20 protein-coding genes are annotated in these 21,239 nt (G+C 63.4%); 7 read left to right on the top strand and 13 right to left on the bottom strand.

The window, feature by feature from the left end; genetic code table 11:
- Nucleotides 1–17: 17 nt before the first annotated feature.
- The 9 genes from ACZIRK_RS36810 to ACZIRK_RS36770 all read right to left on the bottom strand — a co-directional run bounded on the left by ACZIRK_RS36810 (nt 18) and on the right by ACZIRK_RS36770 (nt 7,768).
- Entirely contained in the window at nt 18–314 is a 297-nt protein-coding gene (locus tag ACZIRK_RS36810; RefSeq protein ID WP_130227239.1) for a nucleotidyltransferase family protein, read from the bottom strand.
- Between the two features lie 36 nt (nt 315–350).
- Nucleotides 351–2,507, bottom strand: a complete 2,157-nt coding sequence (scpA, locus tag ACZIRK_RS36805; protein ID WP_130227238.1) for a methylmalonyl-CoA mutase — start codon at nt 2,505–2,507, stop codon at nt 351–353.
- 203 nt (nt 2,508–2,710) lie between these two features.
- Nucleotides 2,711–3,175, bottom strand: coding sequence for a GFA family protein (locus ACZIRK_RS36800; RefSeq protein ID WP_456642982.1), 465 nt, complete (start codon nt 3,173–3,175; stop codon nt 2,711–2,713).
- A gap of 2 nt (nt 3,176–3,177) precedes the next feature.
- A complete protein-coding gene (locus ACZIRK_RS36795) occupies nt 3,178–5,043 on the bottom strand; it encodes a methylmalonyl-CoA mutase family protein (protein ID WP_474419177.1) in 1,866 nt (621 codons plus the stop codon).
- Nucleotides 5,044–5,194: 151 nt separating this feature from the next.
- Nucleotides 5,195–5,683, bottom strand: a complete 489-nt coding sequence (folK, locus tag ACZIRK_RS36790; RefSeq protein WP_028166174.1) for a 2-amino-4-hydroxy-6-hydroxymethyldihydropteridine diphosphokinase — start codon at nt 5,681–5,683, stop codon at nt 5,195–5,197.
- The gene (gene folB / locus ACZIRK_RS36785; RefSeq protein WP_130227235.1) at nt 5,676–6,056 is read right to left on the bottom strand and encodes a dihydroneopterin aldolase; all 381 of its coding nucleotides are present in this window, start codon (nt 6,054–6,056) and stop codon (nt 5,676–5,678) included. Before folB ends, folK begins: the two co-directional genes overlap by 8 nt.
- A complete protein-coding gene (gene folP / locus ACZIRK_RS36780) occupies nt 6,053–6,889 on the bottom strand; it encodes a dihydropteroate synthase (protein ID WP_474419176.1) in 837 nt (278 codons plus the stop codon). The genes folB and folP overlap by 4 nt, the downstream gene beginning before the upstream one ends.
- 68 nt (nt 6,890–6,957) lie before the next feature.
- Nucleotides 6,958–7,365: a DUF4332 domain-containing protein gene (locus ACZIRK_RS36775; protein WP_130227233.1), complete on the bottom strand. Its 408-nt coding sequence runs from the start codon at nt 7,363–7,365 to the stop codon at nt 6,958–6,960.
- 37 nt (nt 7,366–7,402) lie between these two features.
- The gene (locus tag ACZIRK_RS36770) at nt 7,403–7,768 is read right to left on the bottom strand and encodes a DUF2267 domain-containing protein (protein ID WP_130227232.1); all 366 of its coding nucleotides are present in this window, start codon (nt 7,766–7,768) and stop codon (nt 7,403–7,405) included.
- 345 nt (nt 7,769–8,113) lie between these two features.
- Here ACZIRK_RS36770 and ACZIRK_RS36765 point away from each other — a divergent pair, with 345 nt between their 5' ends.
- The 3 genes from ACZIRK_RS36765 to ACZIRK_RS36755 all read left to right on the top strand — a co-directional run bounded on the left by ACZIRK_RS36765 (nt 8,114) and on the right by ACZIRK_RS36755 (nt 12,657).
- Entirely contained in the window at nt 8,114–9,736 is a 1,623-nt protein-coding gene (locus ACZIRK_RS36765) for a helicase HerA-like domain-containing protein (RefSeq protein ID WP_130227231.1), read from the top strand.
- Nucleotides 9,737–9,916: 180 nt separating this feature from the next.
- Nucleotides 9,917–11,242 carry a glycosyltransferase family 87 protein gene (locus tag ACZIRK_RS36760; RefSeq protein WP_245474810.1) on the top strand — a complete coding sequence of 442 codons (1,326 nt, stop codon included), beginning with the start codon at nt 9,917–9,919 and terminating at the stop codon, nt 11,240–11,242.
- Nucleotides 11,243–11,253: 11 nt separating this feature from the next.
- Nucleotides 11,254–12,657: a M20/M25/M40 family metallo-hydrolase gene (locus tag ACZIRK_RS36755; protein WP_130227230.1), complete on the top strand. Its 1,404-nt coding sequence runs from the start codon at nt 11,254–11,256 to the stop codon at nt 12,655–12,657.
- A 193-nt stretch (nt 12,658–12,850) separates the two neighbouring features.
- Here the strand turns inward: ACZIRK_RS36755 and ACZIRK_RS36750 are convergent, their stop codons facing one another.
- Both ACZIRK_RS36750 and ACZIRK_RS36745 read right to left on the bottom strand, forming a co-directional pair.
- Nucleotides 12,851–13,630, bottom strand: a complete 780-nt coding sequence (locus tag ACZIRK_RS36750) for a class II aldolase/adducin family protein (protein ID WP_474419175.1) — start codon at nt 13,628–13,630, stop codon at nt 12,851–12,853.
- A gap of 105 nt (nt 13,631–13,735) precedes the next feature.
- Nucleotides 13,736–15,385, bottom strand: coding sequence for a glycosyltransferase family 39 protein (locus ACZIRK_RS36745; protein WP_130227228.1), 1,650 nt, complete (start codon nt 15,383–15,385; stop codon nt 13,736–13,738).
- 334 nt (nt 15,386–15,719) lie between these two features.
- On the opposite strand from ACZIRK_RS36745, the gene ACZIRK_RS36740 reads away from it, so the two are divergent.
- Both ACZIRK_RS36740 and ACZIRK_RS36735 read left to right on the top strand, forming a co-directional pair.
- Complete coding sequence (locus tag ACZIRK_RS36740) at nt 15,720–16,655, top strand: DUF308 domain-containing protein (RefSeq protein WP_474419174.1); 936 nt, start codon at nt 15,720–15,722, stop codon at nt 16,653–16,655.
- Between the two features lie 182 nt (nt 16,656–16,837).
- Nucleotides 16,838–17,251: a Ros/MucR family transcriptional regulator gene (locus ACZIRK_RS36735; RefSeq protein ID WP_028166163.1), complete on the top strand. Its 414-nt coding sequence runs from the start codon at nt 16,838–16,840 to the stop codon at nt 17,249–17,251.
- A 41-nt stretch (nt 17,252–17,292) separates the two neighbouring features.
- On the opposite strand, the gene ACZIRK_RS36730 is transcribed toward ACZIRK_RS36735, so the two are convergent.
- Both ACZIRK_RS36730 and ACZIRK_RS36725 read right to left on the bottom strand, forming a co-directional pair.
- On the bottom strand, nt 17,293–17,724 hold the full coding sequence (locus ACZIRK_RS36730; protein WP_130227227.1) for a SufE family protein: 432 nt from the start codon (nt 17,722–17,724) through the stop codon (nt 17,293–17,295).
- 91 nt (nt 17,725–17,815) lie between these two features.
- Nucleotides 17,816–18,202 carry a DUF5330 domain-containing protein gene (locus tag ACZIRK_RS36725; protein WP_130227226.1) on the bottom strand — a complete coding sequence of 129 codons (387 nt, stop codon included), beginning with the start codon at nt 18,200–18,202 and terminating at the stop codon, nt 17,816–17,818.
- 416 nt (nt 18,203–18,618) lie between these two features.
- Between ACZIRK_RS36725 and ACZIRK_RS36720 the strand changes: the two genes are divergently transcribed.
- Together ACZIRK_RS36720 and ACZIRK_RS36715 are read left to right on the top strand one after the other, a co-directional pair.
- Nucleotides 18,619–20,436, top strand: coding sequence for a sensor histidine kinase (locus ACZIRK_RS36720; RefSeq protein WP_165435310.1), 1,818 nt, complete (start codon nt 18,619–18,621; stop codon nt 20,434–20,436).
- The gene (locus tag ACZIRK_RS36715; protein WP_165435309.1) at nt 20,429–21,187 is read left to right on the top strand and encodes a peptidoglycan-binding domain-containing protein; all 759 of its coding nucleotides are present in this window, start codon (nt 20,429–20,431) and stop codon (nt 21,185–21,187) included. The genes ACZIRK_RS36720 and ACZIRK_RS36715 overlap by 8 nt, the downstream gene beginning before the upstream one ends.
- The last annotated feature ends 52 nt before the right edge of the window (nt 21,188–21,239 follow it).

Genomic DNA, 21,239 nt, shown 5'->3' with positions numbered 1-21,239 from the left:
CTGACGTCGGCCGCACGTCAAAACACTTCGACGATGTCGTCTGCAATGTGCTGCGCGAAGCGGGGGTCGAGCGACCGCCGCGTGGTAGCCTGCGCCTGCAGCCCGGTCGCATCCTCAATGATGTGCTCGACACCAATCAAATTGAGAAGTGAAAACGAAGCGTCCGGCTCGATCTCGACAAGCACGTCGATGTCGCTGTCAGGACGATTGTCGCCGCGTACGCGCGAGCCAAAAATGGCGAGCTTCGACACGCCCGTTGCCTTGATGGCATCGGCGTTCTTTCGTATCGCAGCAATAACCTCGTCACGCGTCATGGCACAACCTGTTGCGCAGTTCAGCCAGTCTATCAGCTACTCCGCCGCCTCGCTATGGCCGAGCCGGGCGTTGAGCTTGTGGATCAGCTCTTCGGCGGCGTCGGAGATCACAGTGCCGGGCGGGAAGATCGCTTCCGCGCCCGCCTGGTACAGCGCCTCGTAATCTTGTGGTGGCACCACGCCGCCGATGATGATCATGATGTCCTCGCGGCCGTATTTCTTCAGCGCCGCCTTCAGTTCCGGCACCGCCGTCAGATGCGCGGCGGCGAGCGAGGAGACGCCGAGGATGTGGACGTCGTTTTCCACCGCCTGCCGGGCCGCTTCGTCAGCGGTGGCAAACAGCGGCCCGATATCGACGTCGAAGCCGATATCGGCAAAGGCCGATGCGATCACCTTCTGGCCGCGATCGTGGCCGTCCTGGCCGATCTTCGCCACCAGGATGCGGGGCCGGCGGCCTTCGGCCTCCTCGAAGGCATCGATCAGCGCCTGCACCTTCTCGACCCGGTTGGACATGGCGGCTGCCTCCCGCTTGTAGACGCCGGTGATGGACTTGATCTCGGCGCGGTGGCGGCCGAACACTTTTTCCATGGCGTCCGAAATCTCGCCGACGGTCGCCTTGGCGCGCGCCGCGTCGATGGCGAGCGCCAGCAGATTGCCGTTGCCTTCGGAGGCCGAACGGCTCAGCGCCGCCAGTGCCTGCTCGACGTCCTGCTGATTGCGCTCCTGCCGCAGCCGCTTCAGCTTGTCGATCTGCAGCCGCCGCACGTTGGTGTTGTCGACCTTCAAGACGTCGATCGGCGCCTCGTTCTCCGGCTTGTACTTGTTGACGCCGATCACTGCCTGCTTACCAGCGTCGATCCGCGCCTGCGTCTTGGCCGAAGCCTCCTCGATCCGCAGCTTCGGCACGCCGGCTTCGATCGCCTTGGCCATGCCGCCGAGCTCTTCGACTTCCTGGATATGGCCCCAGGCCTTGGCGGCGAGATCGCGGGTCAGCCGCTCGACATAGTAGGAGCCGCCCCAGGGATCGATGATCCGGTTGGTGCCGCTTTCCTGCTGCAGGAAGAGCTGGGTGTTGCGCGCAATGCGGGCGGAGAAGTCGGTCGGCAGCGCCAGCGCTTCATCGAGCGCATTGGTGTGCAGCGACTGGGTGTGTCCCTGCGTCGCCGCCATCGCCTCGATGGTCGTGCGCATCACGTTGTTGAAGACATCCTGCGCGGTCAGCGACCAGCCCGAGGTCTGGCAGTGCGTACGCAGCGAGAGCGAGCGCGGGTCCTTCGGGTTGAACGGCTTGAGCAGCTTGGCCCACAGCAGGCGCGCGGCGCGCATCTTGGCGACTTCCATGAAGAAGTTCATGCCGATCGCCCAGAAGAAAGACAGCCGCGGCGCGAACCGGTCGACATCGAGGCCGGCGGCAAGTCCGGCGCGCAGATATTCGACACCGTCGGCGAGCGTATAGGCGAGTTCGAGGTCCTGCGTAGCGCCGGCCTCCTGCATGTGATAGCCGGAGATCGAGATCGAGTTGAACTTCGGCATCCGCTGCGAGGTGAAAGCGAAGATGTCGGAGATGATCCGCATCGAGGGCGACGGCGGGTAGATGTAGGTGTTGCGCACCATGAACTCTTTCAGAATGTCGTTCTGAATGGTGCCCGACAGTTTCTCCGGCGGCACGCCCTGTTCCTCGGCGGCCACCACGAACAGCGCGAGGATCGGCAGCACCGCGCCGTTCATGGTCATCGACACGCTCATCTGGTCGAGCGGAATGCCTGCGAACAGCGTGCGCATGTCGTAGATCGAGTCGATCGCAACGCCGGCCATGCCGACGTCGCCGGAGACGCGCGGATGATCGGAGTCGTAGCCGCGGTGGGTGGCGAGATCGAACGCGACCGAAAGGCCCTTTTGTCCGGCGGCGAGGTTGCGGCGATAGAACGCGTTGGAGTCCTCGGCCGTGGAGAAGCCGGCATATTGCCTGATGGTCCAGGGCTGGTTGACATACATGGTCGGGTAGGGGCCGCGCAGATACGGTGCGACGCCCGGCCAGGTCTCGAGGAAGTCGATGCCGGCGAGATCGGCTTCGCCATAGCTCGCCTTGACCGGGATGCCTTCGGGCGTCAGCCAGGCCTCGATCGCGTCGGTGGGAGGCGCGCTGGCGGTTGGCTTGAAAGCGATATCAGCGAAATTGGGAATGCGCGTCATTCCTTTGTTCCCTCAAACCTGCGATTCCGTTCGATCAATCGCTGTACATTCTCTTTGTAGACGGGATCATCCCGATAATCTTTCGCGAGACCGTCCACTCCCTTTCCTACCAGGGAAGCGATCCATGCGAAGGGATTTAATAGCCAATCTGCCCATTCTAGAATTCGCTTCATCGCGGCATCTCGCTCAGCAACAGGCCGCCCTCAATCATGGTCCGGATGCTGGTGGCTGACGATCGTCGCCATCTTCTCCGGCCCGTAATTCTGTTGCGTGGTCTGGCTCGGCAGGTTCGCGATGCCGACCACCCAGCCGAGGCGGGATTCGGTGCCGTATTGCCGGGTCGGCACCACCATGTCGGGCCGGTCGAAGGCGCCGGTCATGATCTCGATCCGGGGACCGTCGATGAGGTGGAAGCTCAAGGGGGTGCCGCAGGCGGGGCAGAAGTCGCGCTCGGCAATTGAAGAGGAACGGAACGACGCCGGCTTACCACGGGTCCAGGTGAAATCGGTCCGCTCGATATCGGCGAAGGAGGCAAACGGCGCGCCGGAGGCCTTCTGGCACATCCGGCAATGGCAGATGCTGATCCGCGTAGGTGCCGCCGTCACCGCAAAACGGATGGCGCCGCATTGGCAGCCGCCGGTCAGAACGGGTTTTTGGCTCGACGTCATGCTCACTCCATCCGCCGATAGGCTTCCTGCAGCGTCGCCGGCGCGTCGCAGCCGGCGAAGACAAAATCGGTCACGCCGGTCGCGCGCAGCGCGGCTTCCAGCTCCCCCGGCCGTCCAGCCAGATAGATATGCCTTGCGCCGGCGGCTTGAAGGGCCTTGGCAGCCGCAGCGGCCTGTTCCGCGTAGACCTTATCCGAGGAACACAGACAGGCGATCGCGGTCCCCGACGTCTTGAAGGTGGCCGCGAGCGCCGCGGGATCGGAAAATCCCTCGCTGGCGAGCGCCTCGATGCCGCCCGTCTCGAAAAAGCTCTTCGCAAAGGTAGCGCGCGCGGTGAAGTCGGCGGGCGTGCCGAGATTGGCGAGGAAGATTTTTGGACGGGCCCCGCTCGACTTCAACTTTGCGTCGGATTTGTCGCGCAGTGCCTCGAAGGGGTCAGCGAGCCGCATCGGTGACAGCGCGTCGAACTTGAACTTGGCCTCACCATAAGCTGGTAGCACAACCGGTTTTGCTTCCAGCACCGTTGCATCGGCCTCGTGCAGGTTCGGAAACTCGCTGGCGCCGGTCAGCACGTCGCGACGCTTGGCGATGTTGGCCTCGCGCGCCGCGCGCGTCGAGGCGACCTTGCGCTGGATCAGGTTCTGCTGAAGCGCGGCAAAGATGCCGCCGGCTCTTTCGATTTCTTGGAAGAACAACCAGGCCGCTTCGCAAAGCTCCTTCGTCAGCGCCTCGATGCCGCCGGAGCCCGCCGCCGGATCGGATACTTTCGAAAGATTCGACTCTTCCAGGAGAATGAGCTGGGTGTTGCGCGCAACGCGCCGGGCAAAGTCGTCGGGCAGGCCGAGCGCCAGCGTGTGCGGCAGCACGGTGACGGCGTTGGCACCGCCAAGCCCCGCGGCGAACGTGGCCATGGTGGCGCGCAGCATGTTCACATAGGCATCGCGCTTCGTGAGCATCCGCCAGGCGCTGTCGGCGGCGATGAACAATGGCCGTGGCGTCAGTCCGCAGGCTTGCTCGATCCGCGCCCACAGGAGCCGCAGCGCGCGGAATTTCGCCAGCGTCAGGAACTGGTCGGCATCGGCGCTGAGCCGCGCATAGACCATGCCTTGGGCATCCTCGAGCGCGACACCGGCTTGTTCGAGGGCGCGCAGATAGGCGACCCCGCTTGCCAGCACGAAGGCGAGTTCCTGCACCTCCGATCCGCCGGCATTATGGATCACGCGCCCGTCGGCGGCGGCGAAAGGCCCCTTGAAGCCGAGCGCCACCAGGCCTTTGACGGCACCGGTCACCGCCGGCACGATCTCGCCCCACTCATAGGGGCTAAAGCCCCAGACCGCGCAGGCCGCCAGCGGATCGAGCCCGAAACGGATGTCGCAGTTCGCGGGATCAAATCCCCTGCGCTTCACATATTCCGCGACATAGATTGCGGCCATCCGCGATTGCGGGCCGATCTGAAGATCAAGGGCGATGCCGGCGTCGAGATAGATGCCGTCAAGCACCTTGTCGACGGCTTCCGCCGTCGGCTCGAGTCCGAAGCCATGGGCGCCGCTGCCGCCGGCGAAGACCAGCGCGAGGCCGGTGGCGCCATTCTCGAGATCATGCAGCGCCTGCGCATTGGCGCGGCGCGGGTCGGGATCATCGATCCGCTGCATGATCTGCCAGGGCGCAGCCTGGCCGCGGCCGGCGATCGGGCTGGCATTGGTGGCGCGGCGATAGATCGGCTCGATTTTGATCCCGTCATAGGTCTTGCCGACCAGCTTCTCGAACGGCGCGCCCTTCAGGACGCCGTCCACCAGCTTGCGCCAGTCCTCGTAAGTCGCCGGCGCGAAATCGGCCGCCAATCGCAGATCGTCAGTCGTGGTCGTCATCCGCCCTATCGTTCCTCAAGTCGTCCTCGCCGTTTGGCCGGAAATTGCCACGCCGAAGCCGCCAAGCCAAACGCTGTTTTCAGTACCGCAATCCCGTAGCCCGGGTGAAGCGCAGACGCCCACCCGGGTTGCGTGTTCCACCCTACCGGGACTACGGCTCCGGGAGCCGTACAATACCGTCGGTCGAAACCGCCGCCAGCGCATCTTTGATCGTCCGTCCCGCAATGACACGGTCGGGCGCGATCTCCGCCAGCGGCACCAGCACGAAGGCGCGCTCGAACAGACGAGGGTGCGGCAGCGTCAACTCCGGCCGGTCGATCCTGACATCGTCATAGGCGATCAGGTCGAGATCGAGCGTGCGCGGGCCGAAGCGGCGTTCGGGAGAGCGGTCGCGGCCGAACTTGGTCTCGACCTTCTGCAGACAGAATAATAGCGCGTGGGGATCGAGGCTGGTTTCAATCTCGATGCAGGCATTGACGAAGTCTGGCTGTTGCTCGTCGCCCCAGGGGCGCGTGGCATAATCCGCCGAGCGGGCCACCAGCGCGGCCTGCGTCATGCCGCAGATTTGGGGAATAGCCTTGTTGAACGTCGTGCGGACGTCGCCGAGATTGCCGCCCAATGCGATCAGCGCGCTAGCCATGCGCGGCTGATTGCCGCGTGCGCGTCAGCACCACGCCGACATCCTCGAAGATCGCGGCGATCGGCGCGTGCGGCTTGTGCACGGTGACCTTGACTGCGCTGATGCGAGGGAAGGTCGACAGCACCGCCTCCGCCACCGCGCCCGCGGCCCGCTCCAGGAGCTTGTAATTGGTATCCTTGAATGCCTCGGTTGCGGTCGCCACCACGTTTGAATAGGACACGGTGTCGGCAAGCTTGTCGGTGCGCGAGGATTCGGAGAGGTCCACGGAGAGTTCGAGATCGATGACGAAGCGCTGCCCGACTTCGCTCTCGTGTTCCATCACGCCGTGACGGGCATGGATGAAGATGCCGGTGATGAAGATCGTATCGGTCATTGCTGCCCCCTGATCGCTGCCGCCACCCGTAATGCCTGCACCGTTTCCGCAACGTCGTGGGCGCGGATGATCTGCGCGCCGCCTTGCGCGGCGATGAGATGCGCCGCGATCGAGCCGCCGATGCGCCGGTCGGGCTCCGACGGCGTCACGGTGCTGATGAAGCGCTTGCGCGAGGCGCCGACGAGAAGCGGCAGGCCGAACGCGGAAAGCTCTGCAAGCCGCGCCAGCACCATCATGCTCTGCTGCGGCGTCTTGCCGAAGCCGATGCCGGGATCGAGCACGATCTGGTCCGTCGAAATGCCAGTCTTGGCGGCGATGTCGAGCGAACGGGCGAAGAAGGCCGAAACATCCTTCATGATGTCGATCGAGGGATCGGCGTTGTCGCGGTTATGCATGATGATGACGGGCACATGCCGCGCCGCGACCAGGGGCGCCATGCCGGCATCGCGCTGCAGGCCCCAGACATCGTTGGCGATGAGCGCGCCGTGATCGAGCGCCCAGGCCACGACGTCCGATTTCATGCTGTCGATCGATACGGGCACGCCGAGCGCGACGACATCCGCCAGCACGGGTTTAAGCCGCCGCAACTCGTCTTCGGCCGAGACCGGCTGGGAACCATAGGGGCGGGTGGATTCGGCGCCGATGTCGATGATATCAGCGCCATCGGCGACCATCTTGCGCGCCTGCGCCAGCGCCTGTTCGGGCGCGGCAAACCGGCCGCCGTCGGAAAAGGAATCCGGAGTGATGTTGAGCACGCCCATCACGGCCGGGTAGGGCCGGGATAGCAGCGCCGGCAGCACCGCAGTCCCGCCGGAATGGGCGTCCCTTTGCATCGCAGCAATCATGCCGGTCGATTTGCGCGTCCCGCACCGGCGAGTCAAGCCGGGAATAGCGAACAGGTTTAGTAAGTGATCTTGGGCGGCAATTTGCGTGCGCGCTCGATCAAGAGCTCGACGGATTTCTCCGAGGGCAGCACGCGGACGAGCTTACGCTTGGTGTTCACGTCCTTCATGTTCTGCGCAAGGCGCGCCGGATTGCGCAGCGCGAGTTCGCGAACAGTGGTGACGCCGGCGGCGCGGACCAACCCGACCTTTGCCTTGCCCATCCCGGGAATGCGCATGTAGTCGGAAACGTTGGCCCATTCGAGCAATTGTTGTTCGCTGATGCCGGTCTTGGCCGCGAGCGTCTTGCGTCCCTTGACGGTGCGGGCGGCCTCAAGCAGCGCGTCCGTGGTGCGAATGCCCTGAGCCTTCAATTTCGAGGCGCAATAGGCGCTCAGACCGTCGATCTCGGAAAGTGGGTATGTCATGATGTCTGGTATTGAATGACTCAACCTGAGGGTGCGTTCAAGCAAATTGGCTGAGTCCTGGTGTCCCCGCGATGATCTCGCCCATCTGATCCGCTCCGAGTTTGTCGCGCCCGAACCGGAAAAGTTCACGCGCAATCTGCTGAACCTCATTCATGCTGAGGCCGAGCGCCATCAGCCTGGTGCCGACAGCCATCAATCCGCCGCCCATCAATCGCACGAGACCTGCACTGCTGTCCGCGGCCGCGATCGCCGCTTCCGCGCCCGGAATCTGGCCGATCAGCGCTTCAACCTGGCTGGATGGCCCCTCCCGACGGAGGAAACCCAGAACGATGCCGACAGTCTTTTCGGCGACAGCGCTATCGATGCCGGCCTCGGCGGCCAGCCGTCCAACCAGTTCGTCCATCTTGCCCCGCCCTCAGCCGGCTTGCCGCCGGACCTTGCTTGGGAATTGATCTTGAGCGCCTGTGCCATGAATTACAAGCGACGAGCGCAGATGATCCCACTTTTCGTCCTCATCACAGGCGAAGTGTTGCAGTAATGCAAGAGTACGTATGCTAATCGCGCTGTTCTATCGCGTTGCGTCATCGGTTTTTTACGGCTCGCAAGCGAAAGAGAAGATGAGAATGTCGCGTCCGGGTGGCAAAAAAAGCGCTGGCGGCGCTTGACAGTTTTAATCGACGGGCAAGATGCAATATGATGGTTGCGTTCGGGGAAGATACCTTCCCGATACGCGCGAAGAGGCGATGCGATGGCGATTTCCGACAACAAGATTGCCGATACGGACGAGAAGATTTTTATCGGTAAGGGCGAACAAGCGGCGTGGTTGACGCTAGCGCTCGCCAATCGCCACGGACTTGTTACCGGTGCAACGGGAACTGGCAAGACCGTCACACTGCAGGTGATGGCGGAAGGATTTGCGCGCGCCGGCGTTCCGGTCTTTGCCGCCGATATCAAGGGAGATCTGTCCGGGATCGCTGAAGTCGGCGAGGCCAAGGACTTCGTTGTCAAACGCGCCAGCGAGATGGGGCTGAAATTCCAGCCGGACCAGTTCTCGACGGTGTTCTGGGATGTGTTCGGCGAGCAGGGGCATCCGGTGCGAGCGACCGTCACCGAGATGGGACCACTGTTGCTGTCACGAATGCTCGATCTGAACGACGTCCAGGAAGGTGTTCTCAACGTCGCGTTCCGCGTCGCCGACGAGAACGGGCTTGCACTGATCGACATGAAGGATCTGCGCGCGCTTCTGGATGCGATTGTGCCGTCTGGCGGCAAGAAATCCGCCGATGATGAGGACGATCCGCTGGAGCCGCTCCGCAAAGCGGCGCAGAGCTTCGGCAATGTCAGCAAGGCGACCGTCGGGACCATCCAGCGCCAGCTCCTGGTGCTGGAAAATCAGGGCGGCGCGAAATTCTTCGGCGAGCCGGCGTTGACGCTGAAGGATTTCATGAAGACCGACAGCGATGGCCGCGGCATCGTCAATATCCTCGCTGCCGACAAGTTGATGCAGAGCCCGCGGCTCTATGCAACCTTCCTGTTGTGGATGCTTTCAGAATTGTTCGAAGAACTGCCGGAGGCCGGCGACCTGCCGAAGCCGAAGCTGGTGTTCTTCTTCGACGAGGCGCATCTCTTGTTCAACGATGCGCCGAAAGCGCTGCTGGACAAGATCGAGCAGGTGGTGCGGCTGATCCGCTCGAAAGGCGTCGGCGTCTACTTCGTCACCCAGAATCCGATCGATGTGCCGGACAAGGTGCTCGCGCAATTGGGCAACCGCGTGCAGCACGCCTTGCGCGCCTTCACGCCGCGCGACCAGAAGGCGGTCGCCGCCGCCGCGCAGACGTTCCGGCCCAATCCGAAGCTCGATACCGCCCGCGTGATCATGGAACTCGGCAAGGGCGAGGCGCTGGTGTCCTTCCTCGAAGGAAGCGGTACGCCGTCGATGGTCGAGCGCGTGATGATCCGGCCGCCGTCAGCGCGGATCGGGCCGGTTACGCCGGAAGAGCGCAAGAAGATCATCGACGCAAGCCCATTCAAGGGCAAATACGATACCGCGATCGATTCCGAATCCGCTTACGAGATACTCCAGAAGCGGATCGAGGGCACGGCGGCGCCGGCGGACGGTTCGGAAGCCGGTGGAGGCGGTGGCATTCTCGGGCAGATCGGCGATATTGCCGCCACGATCTTTGGCACCAATGTCAGGCGCGGCAGGCTGTCGACCGGCCAGGTCATCGCGCGCAACGTCACCCGTTCGGTCACCAACAAGGTGATCGGCGGCATCGTGGCCGACGTCGGCAAATCGGTCGGCGGTCAGGTCGGCGGCTCGATCGGACGTGCACTGGTGCGCGGCGCACTCGGCGGGCTGTTGCGGCGGTAGGGTCTGGCTGCGACACCAGATTGTGACGAGGGACGGATTGCTTTGTCGCTCCGCTCCTCGCAATGACGAACGGGGACTGCTCTCCGCTCCAACCACCGTGATTGCAATCGAAGCGAAGCAATCCCTGCGTTATCACGAAATGAAAAGGATCAACGGCTTGCTGATGTCTGGAACGAGCTTGTGCTGAGATATCCGTCACTTCGGGCACCGCTCGACATCCTGTTCTTCCTCGGCTGCATCGCGCTGACCGCCGATGTGCTCGTTCCCGAGATTTTCGGACACGGCAAGACCAAGGATTATCCGTTGTGGTACTGGGCCGGGCAGCAGGTGCTGCAGGGAAAGGATCTCTATCCCGCCGATCCCCATACCTATTTTGATTTCATCTACCCGCCGCTGCCGGCGGTGCTGCTCGCAGCGCCCAGCTATTTCGGCAAGGTTGCGCTCTATCTCGCGCTCTCCCTGCTCAACATCGTCGCCTGGTGGATGACGGCGCAGTTGTCGCATGCGATGGCGGGCTCGGGCCGCAAGCCGGGCTGGCTGTTGGAGGCGTTGCCCGGCCTCGTTACGCTCACATTTGTCTTCGATATGTTCGATCTCGGCCAGCCGAACCTGATCCTGCTGGCGATGATGCTGTATGGATTCTGGCTGTTGCGGCAGAAGCGGCCGTGGTTCGCGGGAAGCATGTTTGCGCTGGCGACCGCCATCAAGGTGTTTCCGGTAGCGGTATTGCCCTATCTGATCTGGCGCAGGCATTGGACGGCGGTTGCGAGTACGCTGGTGTTTCTTATCGTGTTCCTGTTCCTGCTGCCGGCGCCGTTCCGCGGCTTCCAGCACAACGTCACGGAATTGAAGACCTGGTATCAGGGCATGGTCGGCTCGAGCTCGGAAAAAGGCTTTGGTCAGCGCGACGAGCAGAACTGGTCCTGGGTCAACCAGTCGATCATCGCGATGACGCATCGGCTGACGCGTCCGGTGAACTACAACCAGGACGATCCATTCAAGGCGAAGCCAGCGCGGTACATGAACATCGTCGATCTCGACTTCAAGACCGCGAACCTGATCGTGCTTGCGATCTCGCTCGCGCTTGGTCTTGGCTATATCGCGGTAATGCCGCCCGCATCGCGCCGGACCGAGAAATCCGATGCGGAGGAGATCGGCATCCTGTTCTGCCTGATGACGGTGGCCTCGCCGCTGGCGCGGCAATACTATTTCCTGTGGCTGTTCTTCCCGATGACGGTCCTGATGCATCGCGCCGCCTATGATCCGCGGCCGGCGGTCAGGACCGGGACATGGATCCTGCTCGGCGTTGCAGGCTGCCTGCTTTTGTTGTCGCTGCCGCTGTTTCCGATCGATGTGCAGGCCTATGGTAACAATCTCGTGGCGACCATCGTGCTCGCGGGGGGATTGGTCTGGCATATGCGGCATTCGCCTGCGGCCGATGCCGCCGACGCTTTGCCTGCGGCGGCAGGCGCGCTAAAACTCGGTGACAACAGCGCCCACAGCTAGGAAATTCAGCGATGTCCAATCCAAAGCTTCAGGCGGTCCTCGACCGCATCGACGCCGATTTCGACAACAGCCTGGAGCGGCTGTTCTCGCTGCTGCGGATCAAATCGATCTCGGCCGATCCGGCCTTCGCGGCTGACTGCAAGGCGGCGGCAGAGCACCTCGCCAAGGACATCGCCACGCTCGGCTTTGCGGCTGAGGTCAGGCCGACCGCGGGCCATCCCGCCATCGTCGCCAAGGCCAATGGCGGCACGGATGGCCGGCCGCACGTTCTGTTCTACGGCCATTACGACGTGCAGCCGGTCGATCCACTTGATCTGTGGCACCGTCCGCCGTTCGAGCCCGTGGTCACCGATCATGCCGATGGCCGCAAGATCATCGTTGCGCGCGGCGCGGAGGACGACAAGGGGCAGTTGATGACCTTCATCGAAGCCTGCCGCGCCTGGAAGCAGGTCGCGGGTTCGCTGCCGGTCGACATCACCATCCTGATCGAGGGCGAGGAGGAGGTTGGCTCGAAGAACTTCGTGCCGTTCCTGGAAGCCAACAAGTCGGAGTTCAAGGCCGATTTCGCGCTGGTCTGCGATACCGGCATGTGGGATCCGAACACGCCGGCGATCACCACGTCGTTGCGCGGCCTCGTCTATGACGAGGTCAAGATCAAGGCCGCCAACCGCGACTTGCATTCCGGCGTGTTCGGCGGCGGGGCGCAGAATCCGATCCGCGTGCTGACCCGCATTCTCGGCGGCTTGTTCGACGACAATGGTCGCATCACCATTCCCGGCTTTTACGACGGGGTGAAGGACCTGCCGGCGGATGTACTGGAGCAGTGGAAGAAGCTCAACCTGACGCCCGAGACTTTCCTGAAGCCGATTGGGCTCTCCGTGCCGGCCGGCGAGAAGGATCGTCTTCTGATTGAGCAGATTTCCTCGCGCCCGACCTGCGACATCAATGGCATCGTGGGCGGCTATATCGGCGAAGGCTCGAAGACGGTGATCCCGTCGCTCGCCTCGGCCAAGGTTTCGTTCCGCCTGGTCGAAGGGCAGGATCCTGCCAAGATCCGAAAGGCGTTCCGCGATTACGTGACGGCGCGGATCCCGGACGATTGTTCGGTTGAGTTCGGCGACCATTCCAGCGCGCCCGCTATTGCGCTCGACTGGAACATGAAGCCGCTCGCCGCCGCCAAGCGCGCATTGACGGAAGAATGGGGCAAGGAAGCGGTTCTCATGGGTTCCGGCGCATCGATCCCGATCGTCGCCGATTTCAAGCGCACGCTCGGCCTCGATTCGCTTCTGGTCGGCTTCGGGCTCGACGACGACAACATCCATTCGCCGAACGAGAAGTACGACCTCAAGAGCTTCCACAAGGGCATCCGCTCCTGGGCCCGGATTTTGGCCGCGCTCGCGGAGGCGCCGAGATAGCGGCGTTGTCGTCACGCGCGGGCTTGGCCCGCGCATCCATCGAAACAGAGTCTTCGCGAGGTTGATGGATTGCCGGGGCAAGCCCGGCAATGACAGCGTCCACAAAGCGAAAACGCCGCCCGGAATTGGGCGGCGTTTTTATTCGGTCGTGCAGAGGTTGTTGAACTCAACCTTACACCAAAATCCCGAAAATTCAATTCCTGTAGCTCGGGTCGATGCGGTCGAGCTTGCGCAAGAGCGGCGGCCAGACCAGCGTTGTCGAGCGCAGTTCGGCGCGGACGGGATTGGAGAGCAGCGCGGTGTTCTTGTCGATCACGGACTGCTCGACCGGGTAGACGGTCGGGCCCAGCATGCGGGTGCGCACCTGCATAGTGCAGGCCCGCTCCAGATGGTACATGCGCTCGAAGGCGGAGGCGACGGAGCGGCCGACCGTCAGCGTGCCGTGATTGCGCAACAGCATATGGTTCTTGCTGCCGAGATCGCGCTGCAGCCGCGGGCGCTCGTCATGATCGAGCGCGATGCCCTCATAGTCGTGATAGGCGAGATCGTGGGTGACGAGCTGGGCGGTCTGGTTCAGCGGCAGCAGCCCTTCCGGATCGCTCGAGACGGCGGTGCCGTCAGGCGTGTGCAGATGAAGCACGCAGCCGGCGTCCTCGCGCACCTCGTGGATGGCGGAATGGATGGTGAAGCCGGCGGGGTTGATGTTGTAGTCGGTCTTCGACAGCAGATTGCCGCCCAGATCGACCTTGACCAGGCTGGAGGCCGTGATCTCCTCGAACATCAGGCCATACGGATTGATCAGGAAATGATGCTCCGGCCCCGGCACGCGCGCGGAGATGTGGGTGTCGACCAGATCGTCCCAGCCATACAGCGCCACGAGGCGGTAGCAGGCGGCGAGGTTGACGCGCTGTTGCCACTCGGCATCCGTCATATCCGAGGACACTTCCTTCAGGCGAGCTTCCGCTGGCGACATGACCGGCTTCTCCCATGTGTTGATTTGTCAATGGGAAGCGTAGCCTTGCCGCCGGCCGGCAGCAAGGCAGGTTCGGCGTGACTGATATGCCCTTGTGCGCGGGCCCTACGGCGCAGGAATCGCGAGCAGGCTCGAAATGCTTCGGCCGCGGATATCGTAGACGCGGGCGAATACGACATCATCGCGCTTGATCTCGACCAGCACGGGCGCGGTCAGGCCCTTGCAGTAGAACTCGCCGAGGGTCATGGCGAAATCGGCGGATTGGCTGTCCCAGCCGATGGTGAAGTCCGGGCCGAGCGCAACCTGCGCCGGGCGTTGCGGGCCGCAGACGGCGACCTTCCATTTGCCGTTAAGCGGCGGAATTTCCTGTCGCTCGATCAACTGCTCGCGCAGGCCATCGGAGGCCTGCTTCAGGGCTAGACCCCAGTAGTCCAGCATGAACAGGTCGTCGGCACCGCGGACCGTGCCGGCGATATGGTTGAAGTGGGTATATTGGTAAGGATGGAGCCGGATCATCTCGCTGAGCGGCAGCAGCAGGCCGAAGGTGAAGACGGCGAGCGCCACCGGCTGCCAGCTCCGACGCTTTTCGCCGAGCCAGTCCATGGTGCGGGCGAAGGCAAAGCCCGCCAGCACCGCCATCGGCGGGATCACGAAGATGAAATGGCGGATGCCGTTATAGAGCGCCGGCCGCTTCACCATTGCGATGACCAGTGGCAGCGTTGCCGCCAGCGTCAGCATCAAGAGGATGGTCTTGCGCCGCGCGGTAACGTCGGCGCGCGACAGCGACATCAGGCTCATGACAACAGCTGCGACCAGGAGGCCCAGCAGCACCTCGGGAAGCTGCAGCGCGAACAGCGTCGGCAGATAGGACCATGGCATATCCGGCACCGAGACCAGCGCGCCGTCGAACATCTCCTTCCAGGGTTTCTCGAAGAAGTGCGAGAAATAGGTCACGGCCTCGAGCGGGTGGCCCGGTTCCATGATCGACCACGGCCAGATCAGGCCCATCACCAGATAGCCGAAGATCAACCCGGGCAGCAGCACGTAGACCACATGGCCGAAGCGATGCGCCGCCTCGCGCGGGCCTTGCTTGCGAACTTCTTCAAGCAACAGCGGCACGAAACCCACCGCGGCGTAGATCAATGCCAGACCGCCGAGAACCCGGCAGCCGAGCGAAAGCCCGGCGCCAAACCCGACGATCAGGATGGTGCGCGGCGAGGGCGCCGGATACTCCTCGGCAAGACGCACAAGGCCCATCAGCAGGATCATCATCGCCACCGCGAATGGCGCATCCTTCGGGTTCATGAACATGTGGCCGTAGAAGGTCGGGCACAGCGCGAGCAACAGGAGCGCGGCAAGGCCGGCCAGGGGACCGCCCACGCGGCGGCCGAGCCGCCAGGTGACCGCGAGCCCGATCACGCCGACGACGGCGCCGAGCAGCCGGCGGGTTTCGAACAGTTCGAGCGGGATGACCTTGTGGAGCAGCGCCGCCGCCATGTCGAAACCGCCGCCATACATGTACAGATTGGCGAATGACAGCGCGCCGGTGTCCTTGAAGCCGGAACCATACATGCGCAGCAGGAGGTCGGCGTATTCGGCGTGGGTGTAATCGTCCCAACCCAGCCCGTAATCACGGAACGTGAGGCCCGCGATCAGCGCGACCGCGCTCAGCACGATGATCGCAAGATCATCGCAAGTCTTTTCCACCGAGCGCCGCGTGGGCGTTTCGATGGCAGAAGTCGTAATGGATGACATGGCTATTGGTGACCCGGCGTCCCTCGGCCCTGGTGGCGCTTTAGGGCCTCATTCCCCGGCATCCATATAGCGCAGTTCCACTAACGAGTAATTGGGAATTGTGGCGTAATTTACTGATGCGTCGCAGCAATTTGGCATCAATTCGTAGCCGGTAAATCTACGGGGGGCGCGTTGCCGGCCGACTGTCCTGAGAGGCGAACAGAGCGGTAATCCTGTTCAAGATCCGGATAGGAACCGTCTCCGGAATTGTTGGTTGGCGATGCACATAATATGACGGTATCGTGGAATAGGGGGCCGGCGCGTAGATTTAGCGCGGTTTTCGGGGGTGAGTTTGATGATGGTCGGGATGTTGGTCGCGGGTTTTGGCCTGCTTTTGGCGGGCCTGCTGGCGATCGGCTATGGCATTCAATACAAGGAATTCAGCGTCGGCAGCACGCTGATTCTCTCCGGTGTGTTCGGGTTCTGCACCGGCCTGATCATGTTCGGCCTCTGGCTCAATGTCCGGGAGCTGCGGAATCTCGCCCGGCGCCTGGGCACGGGGGTGCCTGAAGAGGCGTTCGGCGAAGAGCCGCACCACGAATTCCCGCTGCCACCCGTTGCGCCGCGTGCTGCGGCTGCGCCCGAGGGGGGCTTCCCGTTCAGGCGCGGTCAACCAGCGGCAGACGGTTCTGGGGACGGTGAGCCGGAGGGACCCGCGGCGGCCGGTGCGACCCCGCCGCCCTGGTATCACGAGGCTGCCGCGCGCGATCGTGCCCGCAACGAGTTGCCGCCCGTCGCTCCGCCAGGTGCGGAACCGTCGGAGGTTGGCCCGGCAGGTCCCAAGCGGCGCAACCTGATGTTCTCCTCCACGCGCAAGGAGCGTGAACGGGCCCAGTCACGCACAGGCGAGCCTTTGACGCCCGACATGCTCTCGCCGGAGCCGCGTTCGAATCCACTGGCGTCGGCCGCCGAATCGGGCGAGTCGCAGCAGGTGAACTTCGATGACAACTGGCCGAGACCGGAGCGGCAACGACCGTCCGACCTTCCGCCGCGCCGCGCGCCCCGCATGCCCTCGACCCCAGGCGAGAGCTCCAGCGCGCCGTTGGCCGACCGTCGTCCGCCGCAGCCGCAGGAGCAGCCGCCGGTGACGGTGCTGAAATCGGGCGTCGTCGACGGCATGGCCTATTCGCTCTATTCCGACGGTTCGATCGAGGCGCAGATGCCGGAAGGCATGATGCGCTTCGCCTCCATCGACGAGCTGCGGTCGCATCTCGAGCAGCGTTCGTCATAGATCGGGAAATACTTGCAATCGCGCGTCTTGAAAAATAAAGCCGCGTCGTTCTTGCTAGATTCCCGGTAATCCGCTCATATTTGGCAAGTAATGCGGGGCTCCGCTGATGTATTGGCGTAGCCCGATATTGTCTGCGGTCCTGCCCCTTTGCCAACGTCCAAGCCTCAAGAGAAGGTTGCGCGATGACCGATGCCACCGGCAAAAGCCCTGTCGAACTGACCGCCAACATCGTATCGGCCTATCTCAGCAACAATCCGACCCAGGCCTCGGAGATTCCCAACCTGATCAGCCAGGTGCATGCCGCGCTGATGCGGGTTGCCAGTGGACGGACCGAGGCGCCGCTCGAGCCGGCCAAGCCCGCGGTGTCCGTGAAGAAATCGGTTACATCAGAATATTTGGTCTGCCTGGAAGACGGCAAGCGATTCAAGTCGCTGAAGCGTCACCTGCGCACGCAGTACAACATGACGCCGGAACAATACCGGGAGAAATGGGGACTGCCGGCCGACTATCCGATGGTCGCGCCGAACTACGCGGTGGCGCGCTCACAACTTGCCAAGAAGATGGGTCTCGGTCAGCAGCAGCGGAAGCGGAAGTAACGTTCCGATTCGCGTGAAGAAAGCCTGTCAAAAATGAAGGGTTAGGAAGCGGCGGTCGCGAGCGTCTCGCGTGCGTCCGAGCGGATACGCTCGATCATCGAGCGAAATCCGTTGGAGCGCTGCGGCGTCAGGTGATCGCGGAACCCGAACTCATCGAAGATCGCGGCCGCATCCGTCGCCAGGATTTCCTTGGGCGTGCGGTCCGAATACAGCGTGAGCAGGATCGCGATCAGGCCGCGCACGATATGCGCATCGCTGTCACCGAGATAATGCAGCCGCGGCTCGCCGTTGGCGGCGTGATCGATCTTCCTGGAGAGCCAGACCTGGCTCGCGCAACCCTGCACCTTGTTGGCCGCCGAATGCTCTTCTTCCGGCATCGGCGCAAGGGTGCGGCCGAGTTCGATGACGTACCGGTACCGGTCGTCCCACTCGTCGAGCAGCGAGAAATTCTCCCTGATTTCGTCGATCGTCATCGTCACCCGCGTCCCATCACTCCAACCGTTATATAGGGTCGCGGGCGGCCGAATGCGATGAAAATGCAGCCGGTTCCGGCTTATTTTGCGGTCACGGCGCGGGCGGCGGCCGCCATTCGATGGCCTGGTCGTCGGCCGTCAGGGTGTCACGGGACGCAACCAGGGAGACCTCGGCATCCTCAGGCGAGCCGATCGAGCCGGTGTGGTCCGGCGACTTCTTGTCGATGATGATCTGATAGATTTTCCTTGCACCGTCGGTGGCGCGCTGACCGATCACGGTCGCAGCCTGGCCGCCGACCTCGCAAGCCGCAGGCTGGCGCTTGCAGAACTGGCCCATGTCGCTGACAGCAGCGGTCGCCGCCTGCACGGCTTCGGCGGCGCCGATCTGCGGCAGCTTTTCCGATTCAGGTGTTTTGTCCCTTGGCAGCAGCACGAGCACGAGCCCGAGCCAGAATGCCATGCGCAGCAGGAAAAACATCTCGCGACCCCGTCATCTTCGTTTGCGGTTGATCCGCAATTCGCACGTGACTAGCAGCGGTCAATAAAACGCAAGTGTTTGCCTTGAAGTTAAATCGTCGAAAATTCGCGGAAAATGCGTGCCGAAATGCGCGGGCGCGTTGATTCGCTGTAAATTTTCGATTGATGCCGGCGAGCAGCACGAGCCCGGTCTATCCACCATTTCGAAACCATAAGGTTATCGATCGCGGAAACCTTGCGTTCACCATCCGCGCCAAATGCGCCCGCTGTGATGTGCAAAAGCCGTGCGAATGCACGGAGTCTGGCGGCTGGGCGCTGTGCCTTAGCGTTCGCTTAAGTTCACTCTGACACGGTGAGTCCAAGATGAAGGGGGCGTTCCGACTCGTCTTTGACGCAGGATCGGAAAGCGCGAAAGCCGTGAGTGTTTTGAGTATTATCCGCGATTGTCTCGATGCCCTGCTGCATCCGTCGGCGAGATATGATGCGTTGACGCGGGCGCGGCATCGCGCCTTCATGGCGCCGCGTCTGCTCGGCAGCCTGGCGGCGTTCGCTGCGTTTCCGGTCTATCTCGCGCTGCGCGGCGCGCCGACCGCGATCGAGGTTGCCGCTTTCGCGTGGCTGATCGCCCCGATCCTGTTGTCCTGGTTCCTGTCGCGCACCGGCCGCTATGAAGGCGCGCATGTGCTGTCGTCGCTGGCGCTTGCCGGCTTCGTCATGATTGTGGCGGCGGCCACCGGCGGGATCGCATCCTTTGCCGCGGTCTGGCTCATCGTCGTTCCGATCGAGGCGGCGCTGTCGGCCTCGCGCCGCGTGGTGGCGTTCGCTTTTGCGCTTGCGATGTCATGTGCGGCGGCCTTGATCGTGCTCGGCCATTTCCACCTGCTGCCGCCGTCAAATCTGAGCGCGCCGTTGCAGGGCGCCTTGATCGGGTTCGGTGTCGTTTCAGCGACGCTCTATGCCGCGGGTCTTGCTTTCGGCGCCGAGTCGCTCGCGCGTACCAGCGTGGCGCTGCTCTATCGCGAGGAAGAACGCTACCGTCTCCTGGCGCACAACATGTGCGACGTGCTGTCGCGCCACAGCCGTAACGGCGCGGTGCAATTCATCTCGCCGGCGGCGGAAGCGATGCTCGGCGTGGCGGCGCCGCGGCTGATGGGGCACGGCCTGTTCGATCGCGTCCATGTCGCCGATCGTCCGGCCTATCTCACTGCGTTGTCGGATGCAGCACGGGGCGGCGAGGGACGCAGCGTCGAATTCCGCCTGCGGCGGGAGGCGCCGCGCGGTTTGATGCAGTCGGCGGATTTCATCTGGGTCGAGATGCGCTGCCGCCCGCTCGATCAGGCCGCCGGCGAGGGCGAAGTCGTTGCCGTGATTCGCGACGTCACCGATCGCAAGATGCAGCAGGAGGCGCTGGAGCAGGCGCGCAACGCTGCCGAGCAGGCGGACGCGTCGAAGACGCGGTTCCTCGCCACCATGAGCCACGAATTGCGCACGCCGCTGAATGCCATCATCGGCTTCTCCGACATGATCGCCCAGGAAGACGTGCTGATGCTCGATGCGGCGCGCCGCAAGGAATATGCGCAGCTCATCCGTGATTCCGGCCAGCATTTGTTGTCGGTGGTGAACGGCATCCTCGACATGTCCAAGATGGAAACGGGCACCTTCGAGATTGCGCCCGAGCCTTTCGCGCCGCGCCCGGCGCTGCTCAACTGCTGCAACCTGCTGGCGCTGAAGGCGCGGGAGAACGGCGTCGATCTGATCACCCGCGCGCCGGAGGATCTGCCCATGATGAACGGAGATCCGCGCGCCTTCAAGCAGATCACGCTCAATCTCGTATCCAACGCCATCAAGTTCACCGAGCGCGGTGGCAGCGTCACGGTGTCGGCTGCGGTCGAGGGATCGCGGCTGATGCTCCGCATCACCGATACCGGCGTCGGCATCGATGCTGACGATCTCAAACGGATCGGCAATCCCTTCTTCCAGGCCGGCAAGACCTATCAGCGCCGCCATGAGGGTACGGGACTTGGGCTGTCGATCGTGAAGGGCCTGGTCGGCTTGCACCAGGGCGAGATGAGTGTAGAGAGCAAGCTTGGCGAAGGCACCACCGTGACGGTGACGCTGCCGCTCTCGTTTGCGCCGCCGCCAGTGCAGGAGCCTTCCGGCAAGATCGCGACGCTGAAGCCCGCGTTGCGATCGGGATTACAAGAACAAGCCCAGCAGGTGAAGAAGAGTGCCTAGAAAAGTCGCCGACGATGACGAGATGCCGCGCCGCCGCCGTCGTGGCGCGCAGGCGGTTGCGATCGAAGCCGAGGAAGAGCGCGGCCTCGTGGTGCGCGTGCTGCTGCACAGTCCGAAGGACACGGTCGCCGCCGTGCTCGCGGCCGGCGCCGTCATTGCCATCGTCACCAACGCGCTGTTCCTGCAGGCCGGCCGTCATCCATCGCCGATGTTCGGTTCGGTCGTGACGCTGCCGCCGCCGGCGCCCGCCGTCACCAGCCCGCTGCCGCGTTCGCGGCCTGTCGAGGCAGCTGCGCGTCCGGTTGAATCTCAGCCGGTGGAAGCAAAACCCGCCGAGCCTGCGAAGCCTGCCGAACCAAGGGCGGAACCGCGGGCCTCCGACTCCAAGGCTTCTGTTTCCAAGACTTCCGATTCCAAGACTCCCGATCCCAAGACTTCCGACCCGATGACCAATCTCGTGCTGAAGTCGACTTCAGCCCCGCCGGCTCCGGCAAATGTCATCCGGCCGCCTGCGCCGATCCCCTCGCGCGGCGAGACCACCCAGAGTGCGACATCGAAGCGTATCGCAGCGGTGCAGCGGGCGCTCACCGAATATGGCTACGGCCAGCTCAAGCCGACCGGCACCATCGGTTCCGACACCCAGGCCGCAATCGCCAAATTCGAGCGCGACCGCAAGCTGCCGGTGACCGGCCAGATGTCGGACCGAGTCGTGCGCGAACTCTCGGCAATGATCGGACACCCGGTCGAGTAGGCCTGCGCAACGGCTCGATGCCTCGCGGATCGCCCCCGGACCCTCTACTCCG

The organism is Bradyrhizobium sp. Leo114, assembly GCF_055229415.2.
The sequence above is the reverse complement of the archived record's forward strand: the minus strand, read 5'-3'. Positions and strand labels throughout refer to the sequence as shown.